Here is a 12,381-nt window from a genome sequence, read left to right on the forward strand (position 1 = left end):
CGGTCGATTGTAGGGACTTCCCGACTGTTCATCCGCCCACGGAATCAACACACTTGGACTTCGACCCATTCGGGGCCGGCCGAATTCTATTGATGAACGTAGGTGGAACATGTCCCGTCACGACCCCGGCGCGCTGCCGAAAGAGACCGAGCCCGGACAAGCGAACAGACAGATCTCGTCCGGCGCATTCGGCGCAGCGGTGGCCGTCGAATCGCGCACTCGGGTACAGCACGCGGCCGACCTCGGGGAACACCGGGTACGAGAGGTGCGTGGCACGATATTCCCGGCCTCCACCGAGGAGGTGCGGCAGGCAGTCGTCTCGGCGGCTCGCACGAATACCCCGATTTTTCCCCTGAGTACGGGGCGGAATTGGGGAATGGGATCGCGGTCGCCGGTGAGCGACGGGTGTTCGATTCTGGACGCCGGCCGGATGACCGCGGTCCGGACCCTGGATCTGGACCGCGGGTACGCGGTGATCGAGCCGGGTGTGACGCAGCGACAGCTGGCCGGACTCCTCGAGGACACACCGTGGATGCTGAACGTGACCGCGGGCTGCGCCGATGCGAGCATCGTCGGAAATACGCTCGAGCGCGGCGACGGCACCCTGCGTCCCCGGATCGACGATCTCCTCGGAGTCGAAGTCGTGCTCGGTACCGGGCAGGTCATGACCACCGGCGGTCTGGACCGCAACGGCCGGTACGCCGGGACCGTGGCGGGCCCCGACCTGACCCGCGCCTTCGTCCAGAGCAACCTCGGTGTGGTCACCGCGATGGCGATCGGCCTCGTACCGCGGCCGCAGACGATCACCCTGGTACACGCCACCTTCGCCAAGGCCGCGCTCGCCGAGGTGGTGGAGGCGATGATCCGGGTCGGCCGAACGCGCAACGCGACCGACGGCATGCTGCGATTGAAGGACCTCTTCGTGGTGCCCGCGACCGGGCGCGCCGCGCTGCCCGCCACCGCCGATATCGATGCCGTCACTGTGCAGTTACCGCTGCTGGGCTCCCGCGCGGCCGTCGAGGATTCCGAGCGGACCGTGCGCGACATATTCTCCCGCGTCCGCGGACTCGTTTCCTACCGCTCGCTGGATACCTCGCAGACCGCCATCGACGACCCGCTCCATCCCCGCACTCTGTTCGCGCGCGGGATCCCGTCGTGCATCAATGTCCAAGACGGTCTCGGCGTCACCTCCTGCGCGCAGGTCGACCGGTCGACGATCGGCCGGTTGATGTTCCTGCCGGTGGTGCCGTTCGAGCGAGGGGATCTGAGCAGAGCGATCGAGCTGTTCGAGGCCGAGGCCCGGCGGTACGGCACCGCGGGCATGCTCGAATTCAATGTGGTCTCGCAGCGGTCCACGAATATGGTGGCCCAGATACCGTTCCTGCGAGACCCGGGCAGTATCGATCGCGCACACGAATTGCGCCGCGCGGCCCGCCGGTCCTTTCTGCGGGCCGGCTTTCCGCCGTATCGCTCCGATATCGATCACGAGCCGTCGGAACTGCCGGATCGGGCCGCCGATTACCTCGATGAGCCGCTGCACATGCTCAAGCGGATGTACGACCCGGCCGCGATCATCGCGCCCGGCCGTTTCCTGGCGTCGGACCGATGACCGCGTCCCGAATCTTCCCGGCCCCCACCGGCCCGGTGCTGGACTGCGTCGTCCGCGGTGCCGGAGTGGGCGGTGCGCTGCTGGCACTGTTGCTGGGCCGCCGCGGTCGTCGGGTACTGGTGATCGAACCCGGCCCCGAGGTGTCCCGGCGGGGCGCCGACATCCTCAAACCGCGCGGTATTCGCATCCTCGATCAGCACGGCCTGCTCGACCGGTTGATGCGCCGAGCGGCGCTACGGCGCAGGGTCATCGATTTCCACCACGACGGAACCCTGTTGTTCTCCTACGATTTCGCCGAGCACACCGACACCGGCTACTTCCTGACCATCCCGTACGCCGAAACAGTGGGAACGATCCTCGCCGCGTGTGGTGAGCTGCCGAGTATCGATATCCGGTTCGGAAGGCGGATGGTCGATGTGCGCGTCGCGGATTCCCGGGTCACGGAGGTGACACTCGATGACGGCACGGCGGTGCGCGCGCATATGTATATCGACTCGGCGGGAACTCGTTCACCACTGAGCGATTTCGTCGCCGCACCCCGGGAGGTGAGTTGCCACGATCACGTACTGCGGATGGCCACCGTGCCGGCCACACCCGGTGTCCTCGAACGCAATCGGCTCTATTTCGATTCCGGCGGCTGGTTCGCCTACTTCTATCCGGTGGGTAACGACCTGGCCAGAGTGTTCGTCGGACTACCGGAAGACCAGGACGGCGCGGTGTTTCGCGAGCGCAGTATCGATATGAAGGCGCGGCTGGCCGGCTTCGTCCCCCACCACCGGGACGCGCTCGACCGGCTCGACCCGACGCAGTTCTCCCGCGCAACCCTGTCCGTGTACCGCAGCACCCGGTATCACCGGGGAAATGTCGTCCTGCTCGGCGGCGCGGCCTTCTCACCACATCCGATGACCGGCCAGGGAATGAGTTACACCATGGAGGACGCCAGCGTACTGGCCGAAATCCTCGCCGAGGCATGTGACAGCCCGAAATCGGAGCGACTGATCCAGGAACGCTACCTACCCCGAGGTGCCGCGCACGCCGAGCTCATCGCCTACGGTGATGCCCTGGCCGGCTCTTTCCGCGATCGCGCCGCCTACCTCGACGCGCACCGGCCCGGCCTCCACGGTGGGGATCGCTGACGCCGCAGACCACCGGCCGGTCCGCCGGCACCGGGTCTCATCCATCCGATCCTCGGGCGTCCCGATAACCGGCGCTACCGAATTCCGTCCAGACCCCGCCACCTGCGTCACAGATCGAGGCCGGTGTGGTCAGCTTCCGCTGCCACCTCCGGTGTAGGCGCCGCCCAGGAGGCGACGTCGCCGGCGGCGGACTTCTCGGTCCGGCCGGGCCTGCCCGGCTTCGGGTTGCGCCTCGGACTGTGGCTCGGCCGGCGGTTCGGGGTTACGCGAGGTCTTGCGGAAGATTCCCATGTCGGGCTCCTGTTCGGTGGACGATTCGAGTGATATCCGGCGGCGGAACCCCGGCCGCCGGCGCGGGTTCCGGATCACGACGGTGTGTCCGGGTCCGCCGGTGACGCGGCGGCGACGATTTCCTGCAGGGCGGCGATATGGCCGGTGAAGGCGTCGCGTCCGCGCTCGGTCAGGTGGGCGCGGACCTTGCGGCGATTGCCGTCCAGGCGGCGTTCGGTGGTGACGTAGCCGGCGCTCTCCAGAGTGGCGAGCTGTTTGGACAGGGCCGAATCCGACAGCCCCAGACGGTCTTTGAGGAACGCGAACTCGGCCCAGTCGGCGGCTGCCAGCGTCGCGACCAGCGTGAGCCGGGTACTGGGGTGGATGAGTTCGTCGAAGCGGGCCTGCGTCACGCGCGGAACCACTGCCGCAGGACACGCAGGATTTCCGGGCCGCCGAAGCCGATGGTCGCCGCCACCGGCACCCCCGCCCATATCCCGGGGTGGCGGGCGCCGTCCGCGTGCAGGACCATCGCCACGCCGATGGTGAGTGCGACGAGCGCGCACAGCATGCCGATGACCACGAACGGCGTGCGGCGTCCGGCCACGGGCGCACTGACCTGCACCTGGCCGGTGCGGTGACGCCCGTCGAGCAGCCGCGAGGCGATGAACGAGTGCCCGGCGCCGAAGATCAGCGTCGCGCCGACGGCCGGCCACTGCGGCCCGAGATCCCCGATCGCGCAGAGACCGACCCAGCCCGCGGCCATTGCCCACCAGTATCCGCGCGGCAGGCCCACCTCCCGGGCCACTCCGCGACGCGCTTGCTCCACTGCGTCCAGCGCGGCGCGTGCCTGATCCGGAGCGACGTCGTCCATGGCCACCTCACTTTCCTGCCTGGAAAGTAAGAGTCCACTTTCCGGGCGGGAAAGTCAATAGGGGAACCGCTGGATCGTGTGTGGCGAAGTGGGCAGGTAAGGTGATCCAGATCACACGGAAGTTCTGTCACGTTCGCCGCGGCTGTTCTGTCCAATCCTCGACCGCGAAGCCGAGAGCGCTGGAGAACGCCATGAACACCACCGAAACCCACCACATCGTCGTCCTGGGCGCCGGCTACACCGGAATGCTCGCGACCCAGCGGCTGGCCCACCGGACCCGCGCCCTGGACGTGCGGATCACGCTGGTCAACCCGTCGGACCGGTTCACCGAACGGCTGCGGATGCATCAGATCGCCGCCGGGCAGTCACTGGCCGACCACCGGATCCCCGACCTGCTCGACGGGACCGGAGTCGAGTTCCACCGGGCGGCGGCGACCGCGATCGACCCGGTCGCCCACCGGGTGACCCTCGACAACGGCATCGTCCTGACCTACGACACCCTGGTCTACGCGCTCGGCAGCGCCACCGACACCTCGCGGGTGCCGGGCACCGCCGACCACGCCTGGACGCTGAACGATCCGCGGCGCGCCCGCGACTTCTCCCGCCGCCTGGCCGAACTCGCGCACTCCGGCGGCGCTGTCACCGTGGTCGGCGGTGGCCTCACCGGTATCGAGGCGGCCACCGAGATCGCGGAAAGTCATCCGGAGCTGACCGTCACACTGATCGCCTCGGCCGAGCCGGGTTCGATGATGGGTGCGCGTGCCCGCGCCCACCTGAATCGGGCGCTGGACCGGCTGGGTATCCGGAGGAAGGTCGGCGTGCAGGTGACCAAGGTATTGCCCGCCGGGGTCCGGCTGGCCGACGGGGACGTGCTGCCGTCGGATCTCACTCTGTGGACAGCAGGTGTCCGGGTGCCCGCCCTGGCCCGCGAGTCCGGAATCGCGACCGACGCACGGGGATCGGTGCGCACCGATGCCACGCTGCGTTCGGTATCGCACCCCGATATCTACGCGATCGGCGATGCGGCGGCGGTGGAGATGGCATGGGGCCGGATCCACGGCACCTGCCAGAGCGGCCTGCCCACCGCCGCCTACGTCGCCGATACCGTCACCCGGCGGCTACGGGACAAGAAGGTCACGCCTTTCCGGTTCGGCTACTTCCACCAGCCGGTGAGTCTGGGGCGCCGCGACGCCGTCATCCAGTTCACCCACGCCGACGACACCCCGCGGCGCTGGTACCTGAAAGGTCGCGCGGCCGTGTTCTACAAGGAGAGCGTGAGCGGCAGCCCGGTACCGATGTTCGCGCTGAGCAAGAAGATGAACGTCTCGGTGACGCTGTCCAAGGGCGGTCGCGCGACCAAGAGGAAAGCGTGAGGTCATGTCACATGACAAGGATGCGCCGGGACTGCCGATGCCGCCCGGTGCGGACCCCTTCCTCGAGCATCGGCGCCTGCTGTTCGGCACCGCCTATCAGATGCTGGGCAGCGTCGCCGACGCCGAGGACGTCCTCCAGGATGCCTGGCTGAAATGGCACGATATCGACCGCGACACGGTGACCCACCCGAAGGCCTATCTGGTGCGCACGGTGACCAACCTGTCGCTGAATCGACTCACCCGCGCCGCCGCCACTCGCGAAACCTATCTCGGCCCGTGGCTTCCCGAACCCGTGCTCACCGCACCGAACGCTGCCGAGGAGTCCGAAATGGCCGACGCGATCTCGACCGCGATGCTGGTCGTGATGGAAACTCTGAGCCCCGTCGAACGTGCGGTCTTCGTCCTCCGCGAAGTATTCGGGTATTCCCATGCCGAGATCGCCGGATTCATCGACAAACCCGAGGCCACCGTCCGCCAGATCGCCCACCGTGCCCGCAACCACGTCCAGTCCCGGCGGCCCCGCCACGATTCGGACTCCGACCGGCGCCGGCAGATCACCCGGCAGTTCCTGGACGCGGCCCACGGAGGCGATGTGAACGCACTGATGGAACTGCTCGCCCCGGACGTGACCCTCTGGAACGACGGCGGCGGCAAGGTCACCGCTGCTCGCCGGCCGCTGCACGGACCGGACCACGTGGCACGCTGGATGCTCGGCGTCATGGCCAAACCCACGTCGGTGGGAGCGCGGCTGGAACCGGCCACGATCAACGGCGAGCTCGGCCTGCTGGTCGTCCTCGGCGAACACCCCGTGGGCGCCATGACCTACGACCTGCTCGACGGTCGTATCCACCACCTCCGCTTCCAGGTCAATCCCGAGAAGCTCGGTGGTCTGAGCGGGTGGGCCGGCGAGGGGGAGTGAGCAGGACAGGTGCCGGGGCACCTGTCGAACGTGGACGAGCAGGCTCGGGCGACGGCGCTCGGCTGCCACTTCTCCGATATCGGGGCAGAATCGAGGGATGACAAAAGCAGTCGTGAACGGCGTCGTCATAGCCTCCAGCGACGACACCGTCATCGTCGAAGGCAATCATTACTTCCCGCCGGACTCGGTACGGCACGAGTTCTTCGTGCCCACCGACACGCATACGTTCTGTCCGTGGAAGGGCCGGGCCGGGTATTACACCGTGGAAGCCGGCGGCGGCCCGCCGCTGACCGACGCTGCCTGGTACTACCCCGAGCCGAAGACCAGAGCAGCCGAGATCAAGGACTACGTCGCCTTCTACGCGGACCGGGTCGACATTCTCGACGACTGACACCCCGGAGATACCGGCCACCCTCCGGAGCCGCAGCGCCGATCCTGCGCGAACCCGATGAGCCGATGTCCCAGGTGTCCGCCCGGCAGGGCGAGCGCGAAACGGAACGCCCGGGCACCGGGGAGGCGGCAGAGCCGCAGCGGCAGGTGGCTCGGATCGGCGCCGTATGCACCCGGGTGAAGCCGGGATGTGCTCAGCCCGGATCCCGGACGGCGGCTCCGGCCTCGCGCAACAATCGCTCCATCCCGAATATGCCGTAGGCGGCCGCGAGACCCCGAGGCGTCCTGCCCGTGCTGGTTTCGGATTCGATATCAGCACCCGCCGCGAGCAGTGCCCGGGCGATATCGGAATGCCGGTGCGGGACCGCGATGTGCAGTGCTGTCCAGCCATCGGGTGTCCGCGTGCCGGGGTCGGCGCCCGCGTCGAGCAGCATCCGTGTGATCGCCACGCGACCGCGGTCGGCAGCGATCAGCAGGGGAGTCCACCCGGTGCGGGTCCGTGCCCGGACATCCGCTCCGGAGTTCAGCAGGTCTCGGACGAGGTCCGCGTCGCCTCGGTCCACCGCCACGTGCAGGATGGTGGCATCCTCGCCGGTCGCGGCGTCGGCGCCTTTCGTCACGAGCAGACTCACGATCTCGTGACGTCGGCGGGTCATCGCGATCGTTTGCGGTGTCTCACCGACGGCATTCTTCCGCTCCGGGTCCTCGCCGGCCTCGACGAGAAGCCGTACGACCTCCAGTGACCGGTTTCGGGCAGCGGTATGCAGGGCGGTGTCACCGTCGGTGCCTGAGCGCGCTGCTTCCATCACCGAGCCGATCATCGTCGGATCACCGCCGGTGAAGACCCGCTCCAAGTAGGAGAATTCGTACAAGCCCTCGGGGTACGGCCGGGCGCCGGCGTCGAGCAGCAACCGGATGATCGGTAGATGGCCCGCGGCGTCGGCCAGTTCCAGTGGTATTCCATTCCGCGTCCTGGGGCGAGCGCCTGCGGCGAGCAGTGCCCGGACGATCTCGGGGTGCCCCCGCCGGGCGGCCGACTCCAACGGTGTGATCGACCTGTTCGCCCGGCCCCGGGGATCCGCGCCCGCGGCCAGCAACTCGTGAACGACGTCGGTTCGCCCCGCCTCGATCGCTACCAGCAACGCGGTACGACCGGCCTTCGTCGCCGTGTCCGGGTCCGCTCCCCGCCGCACCCACATGAGGATCTCGTCGAGAAACCCGCCCCCGATCGCATTGCGCAAAGGCTGGTCCGGCCGCTCCCGGCAACCGTCGGCCAGTATCGCGAAACAGCCGTCGAGTGGCGCACCCGACGCGCCCCGGGTGAAGTTCCCGTTCGGATCTTCTCGGAAGTGTGCGCGGGCGCCACCACGGTGCCGTCCGACAGTCCCACCACGTGCTCCTCGCCGCGGCACCGCACGCGCGCGGATTTTCGTAGCGCGGGAGCTACTCGGTCGCCCGGTGTCATGGACTCCACCTCGGTCTTCGGCGGTATGGGCGCGAACCACACACCCGTTCGTACTGCGGTGATGATCATCGAGCCGCAGGCCCGCGGTCAACTCGTTTCCCGCCGGTTGCGCGCGAAACCTGCGCACATACCCTCGATGGACAGCAGGTACTTGTCGGTGATCGGTTCCGGGACCGCGCTGTCGAATTCGGTCAGCCGAGCGGGTCGGGGCCGCCGGATTCCCTGTCCTGCAGTCCGAGCAGGCCGAGGGCGAAATCGGCGTAGTGGGCGGCGATCTGCTCAGGTGTCGCGGGACCGTCGGGACGGAACCACTGGGGCAGCGAGGTGCACATCGTGGCGATGGCGCGGCCGGCGATCCTCTCCCGGCCGGTGATCGGATTTCCCGCGCGTACGGCGGCGTCGATGTCCTCGTCGAGGAGGTACTGGATTCTGTCGCGGGAGGAGGTGATCCGGAGCCGGTTCTCCTCGGTGAGGCTGCGCATCTCGCTGGCGCCGATGAAGGCCAGTTCGCGGCGGTGGGTGTGGAAGAGGGCGAGCGCTTCGACGACATATGCGACGCGCGCCCGGCCGGGCCCGGCCTCGCGCCGCGCCGCGCGTACCCGCCAGTGCAATTCGTCCATGGTGAGGTCGAGTGCGCGGACCAGCAGTTGCTGCTTGTCGGGGTAGTGGTGATAGACGCCGGGCACGCTCATGCCGGCGCGGCGGGCGATGGAACGCATGGTGGCGCCGTGGTAGCCGGTTTCGACGAACGAGTCGATGGCGGCGGCGAGTACGGGGTCGATATCCAGCGGCGGGAATTCGCGCCAGGCGCGGCGTGGATCGACGTCCGGTCCGGAGGCGTTGTCACGGCGGACATCCGATCGCGCAGCGCCGGATGCGGGCGCATCCTGCTCTCCGATGAGCCAGGACACCGTGGTGCCGAGAAGTGCGGCCAGCTGCTGCACCCGGGGGATGGATATGCCGGTCTTGCCGTTCTCGACGGCGCTGAGTGTGGCGGGGCTGACGGCAAGGTGCCGCGCCGCCGCACGCAGCGAGAGACCGGCCGCGATCCGGGCCTGCCGCGCGCGTGCGCCCACCGCCTGCTGATGATCGGAGGCGTCCATGATGTTCAGGATAGCTGAACATGACTGCGGGTGTCGTATGGCGAATTGACAGCGATTATGGTCGCATGCGACTCTGCCTGGGAGTCAAAAGCCGAGCGATCGTTCGGCATACTGGATGGAGGAGTGGGCCTGTGGCGATCGATCTCTCCCTGCCGCCCGAGGTGCAAGCTCTGGTCGACCGGACCCGTGGCTTCATCCGTGAACACGTGCTGCCGCTCGAGGACGCGCACGACGGTGACATCACCGCGGCCGGTGGTGACCGGTTCCGTGTGGAACTGCAGCAGGCTGCCCGCGACGCGGGCGTGTTCGCGCCGCATGCGCCGGTCGAATACGGCGGTCACGGCCTGGGTATGTGCGACCGGGCGCCCGTCTTCGAGGAAGCGGGATACTCCCTGTTCGGGCCGACGGCCCTGAATATCGCCGCGCCCGACGAGGGCAATGTGCACATGCTCGCCCATATCGCGAACCCGGAGCAGAAACAGCGGTACCTCGCTCCGCTCGCGCACGGCGAGGTCCGCTCGGCGTTCGCGATGACCGAGCCCGCACCCGGCGCGGGGTCGGATCCTTCCGCGCTGGCCACCCGCGCGGTCCGCGCCGAGGGCGGATGGCGGATCAACGGCACCAAATACTTCATCACCGGCGCCGACGGCGCGGGATTCTTCATCATCATGGCGCGCACCTCGGGCGAGCCCGGTCAGCGTGGTGGGGCGACGATGTTCCTGGCACCGGCGGATACCCCGGGTATCCGGGTGGGACGCCACCTCGACACCCTGGATCGTTCGATGGTCGGCGGCCACTGTGAGGTGTTCTTCGAGGATCTGCTGGTCCCGGAGTCGGCGGTGCTGGGGGAGGTGGACCGCGGCTTCGAATACGCGCAGGTACGTCTCGGTCCCGCCCGGATGACCCATGTCATGCGATGGCTCGGCGCGGCCCGGCGCGGACACGATGTGGCAGTGGCCCATGTGGCGCAGCGGGAGGGTTTCGGCTCGCGGCTGGGAGACCTCGGCATGATCCAGAAGATGGTCGCCGACAACGAGATCGATATCGCCGCGACCCGCGCCCTGCTGACCCGTGCCTGCTGGGAACTCGACCGGGGCGAACCGGCCGCGAACGCCACCTCGATCGCGAAGACCTTCGCCGCGGAGGCGATCTTCCGCATCGTCGACCGCAGTATGCAGATGTGCGGTGGCCTGGGGGTCTCCGGTGACCTCCCGCTGGCACGGCTCTCGCGCGAGGTTCGCCCCTTCCGGATCTACGACGGTCCTTCGGAGGTGCATCGGTGGGCGATCGCCAAACGCGCGGTGGGCGCCGCCAAACGCGCGCTGCGGGAGCAGTGAATGAACCTGCCGGGAATGGATGTCGCGGCGCTGGAACGGTTCCTGCGCAAGCAGGGCGTCGAAGTGCGCGGTGCGCTGCGCGTGGAATTGATCAGCGGGGGCCGGTCGAATCTGACCTTCACCGCGTCCGACGACGTCTCGCGGTGGGTGGTCCGCCGCCCGCCGGTCGCCGGGCTCACCCCCTCCGCGCATGATATGGCCCGCGAGTTCACGGTGACCGACGCGCTCCAGCGTTCCGCGGTGCCCGTGGCGAAAACGGTCGCGTTCGACGCGGCGGGGACGGTTCTCGGCGCGCCGATGACGGTCGTCGAATTCGTCGACGGAGCCGTGATCCGGGACCGGGACGATCTCGCCGCCCTCGGTGACGAGAGTGTGGAGGCCGCCGCCACCGAATTGGTGCGGGTGCTCGCCGAATTGCACGCGGTGGATCCCGCGGCCGTGGGCCTGGCGGAGTTCGGCCGCCCGGAAGGGTTTCTCACCCGCCAGGTGAAACTCTGGGCGTCCCAATGGGAGCGGGTCAAGACCCGGGAGGTCGCCGACGTCGCGACTCTGCACGCGGCCTTGTCGGAGGCGGTGCCGCGGGAGTCGGCCGCTGCCATCGTGCACGGCGACTACCGCATCGACAACACCATCCTCGACTCGGCCGACCCCGGCCGGGTGCGCGCAGTCGTCGACTGGGAACTGTCCACACTCGGCGATCCGCTCACCGACGCCGCGCTGATGTGTGTCTACCGGACGCCGGTCTTCGACCTGGTCCTGGGCACCCGGGCCGCGTGGACCAGCGACCGGATGCCCACACCCGACGCGCTCGCGCACTCCTATGCCACCGCATCGGGACGCGATCTCGGCAACTGGGGTTTCTACCTCGCCCTGGCCAATTTCAAACTCGGCGTGATCGGCGAGGGCATTGCGCACCGGGCGCGCCACGGATCCGACGCCGGTTCCGCCGCCGAGCGCGCGGCCGAGGCGACCCCGGAATTCATGGCGGCCGGATTGCGCGCGTTGAAAGAAGGCGGGAAGTGAACGACAAGCACCCGAAGTCGGCCCTTGTCAGTGGTGCCAGCCGGGGGATCGGCCTGGGAATCGCCCAGCGACTGGCCCGGCGGGGATATGCCCTGACGATCACCGCGCGCGACGCCGACCGGCTCGATGTCGTCGCCGCCGACCTGCGCGCGGCCGGCGCTGCCGAAACGGTCTCCGTCGCCGCGGATATGGCCGATCCGCAGGGTGTGGAGCGGGTTCTCGCCCGGCACGCCGATCACTTCGGATCGATGTCCGCGCTGATCCTCAATGCCGGCGTCGGTACGGCCGGCGCGCTCGCCGATTCGTCGATGCGCCGATTCGACAAGACCCTCGCGGTGAATCTGCGCGCGCCTGTGCAACTCATCCAGGGCGCGCTGCCGATGCTGCGCGCGGGTGCGGCCACCGAGCCCGCGCACGGGGCGAAGGTTATCGCGCTCTCGTCGATCAGCGGTGTGTACGCCGAGGCCGGACTGGCGGTGTACGGTGCCGCGAAAGCGGCGCTCATCTCACTGATCGCGACCCTCAATGCCGAGGAATCGGGCAACGGCGTCACGGGTACCACGATCGCGCCGGGCTACGTCGACACCGAGATGAGCGAATGGATCCACGACCGGATCCCGCCCGAGCAGATGCTCACGGTGAACGACGTGGTGGAGATGGTCGACTCGTTGCTGCGGCTGTCGTCGCGGGCCGTGGTGCCGAATATCGTGATGTCGCGAGCCGGTACCGACGGCTATCGCGCGTAGCGCCGCCGGCCACTCGTTCCCGCTGCGGAGCGGATCGCTCGATCGACGGACGCCGACCCGGCGTAGTTCTGCTCATCGGGCCGCGGGCGGACCGGTGGGCAGAACGCGGCCCGACGGAGGAGGTGGACCTATTCGT

General features: G+C 68.7%; 12 protein-coding genes. 8 read left to right on the plus strand and 4 right to left on the minus strand.

Going from position 1 to position 12,381, the window contains the following annotated elements; genetic code table 11:
- The first annotated feature begins 109 nt into the window (after positions 1–109).
- Positions 110–1,609, plus strand: a complete 1,500-nt coding sequence (locus ON38_RS34570; RefSeq protein ID WP_051165617.1) for an FAD-binding oxidoreductase — start codon at positions 110–112, stop codon at positions 1,607–1,609.
- The gene (locus ON38_RS33695) at positions 1,606–2,745 is read left to right on the plus strand and encodes an FAD-dependent monooxygenase (protein WP_039829403.1); all 1,140 of its coding nucleotides are present in this window, start codon (positions 1,606–1,608) and stop codon (positions 2,743–2,745) included. The genes ON38_RS34570 and ON38_RS33695 overlap by 4 nt, the downstream gene beginning before the upstream one ends.
- A 365-nt stretch (positions 2,746–3,110) precedes the next feature.
- On the opposite strand, the gene ON38_RS33705 is transcribed toward ON38_RS33695, so the two are convergent.
- Complete coding sequence (locus ON38_RS33705) at positions 3,111–3,428, minus strand: transcriptional regulator (protein ID WP_039829488.1); 318 nt, start codon at positions 3,426–3,428, stop codon at positions 3,111–3,113.
- On the minus strand, positions 3,425–3,889 hold the full coding sequence (locus ON38_RS33710) for a hypothetical protein (RefSeq protein ID WP_039829489.1): 465 nt from the start codon (positions 3,887–3,889) through the stop codon (positions 3,425–3,427). Before ON38_RS33710 ends, ON38_RS33705 begins: the two co-directional genes overlap by 4 nt.
- Positions 3,890–4,080: 191 nt before the next feature.
- Between ON38_RS33710 and ON38_RS33715 the strand changes: the two genes are divergently transcribed.
- From ON38_RS33715 to ON38_RS33725, 3 genes are all read left to right on the plus strand, one after another.
- Complete coding sequence (locus ON38_RS33715) at positions 4,081–5,262, plus strand: NAD(P)/FAD-dependent oxidoreductase (protein WP_039829405.1); 1,182 nt, start codon at positions 4,081–4,083, stop codon at positions 5,260–5,262.
- A 4-nt stretch (positions 5,263–5,266) separates the two neighbouring features.
- Complete coding sequence (locus tag ON38_RS33720) at positions 5,267–6,181, plus strand: RNA polymerase sigma-70 factor (RefSeq protein ID WP_245564537.1); 915 nt, start codon at positions 5,267–5,269, stop codon at positions 6,179–6,181.
- 97 nt (positions 6,182–6,278) lie between these two features.
- The gene (locus tag ON38_RS33725) at positions 6,279–6,572 is read left to right on the plus strand and encodes a DUF427 domain-containing protein (protein WP_039829406.1); all 294 of its coding nucleotides are present in this window, start codon (positions 6,279–6,281) and stop codon (positions 6,570–6,572) included.
- A 193-nt stretch (positions 6,573–6,765) separates the two neighbouring features.
- Here the strand turns inward: ON38_RS33725 and ON38_RS33730 are convergent, their stop codons facing one another.
- Both ON38_RS33730 and ON38_RS33735 read right to left on the minus strand, forming a co-directional pair.
- Positions 6,766–7,812 (minus strand): ankyrin repeat domain-containing protein, encoded by a 1,047-nt coding sequence (locus ON38_RS33730; protein WP_039829407.1) that lies wholly within the window; start codon positions 7,810–7,812, stop codon positions 6,766–6,768.
- Between the two features lie 415 nt (positions 7,813–8,227).
- Complete coding sequence (locus tag ON38_RS33735; protein ID WP_051165618.1) at positions 8,228–9,139, minus strand: TetR-type transcription factor C-terminal domain-containing protein; 912 nt, start codon at positions 9,137–9,139, stop codon at positions 8,228–8,230.
- A 131-nt stretch (positions 9,140–9,270) separates the two neighbouring features.
- Here ON38_RS33735 and ON38_RS33740 point away from each other — a divergent pair, with 131 nt between their 5' ends.
- Genes ON38_RS33740 through ON38_RS33750 form a run of 3 tightly spaced genes read left to right on the plus strand, consistent with a single transcriptional unit; the run spans position 9,271 to position 12,245 of the window.
- Positions 9,271–10,476 (plus strand): acyl-CoA dehydrogenase family protein, encoded by a 1,206-nt coding sequence (locus tag ON38_RS33740; RefSeq protein WP_039829408.1) that lies wholly within the window; start codon positions 9,271–9,273, stop codon positions 10,474–10,476.
- Positions 10,477–11,499: a phosphotransferase family protein gene (locus ON38_RS33745; protein ID WP_039829410.1), complete on the plus strand. Its 1,023-nt coding sequence runs from the start codon at positions 10,477–10,479 to the stop codon at positions 11,497–11,499. It abuts the gene before it with no gap.
- Complete coding sequence (locus ON38_RS33750; RefSeq protein ID WP_039829412.1) at positions 11,496–12,245, plus strand: SDR family NAD(P)-dependent oxidoreductase; 750 nt, start codon at positions 11,496–11,498, stop codon at positions 12,243–12,245. Before ON38_RS33745 ends, ON38_RS33750 begins: the two co-directional genes overlap by 4 nt.
- Positions 12,246–12,381: the final 136 nt, after the last annotated feature.

Source organism: Nocardia testacea NBRC 100365, assembly GCF_000308775.1.
Lineage (GTDB): Bacteria > Actinomycetota > Actinomycetes > Mycobacteriales > Mycobacteriaceae > Nocardia > Nocardia testacea.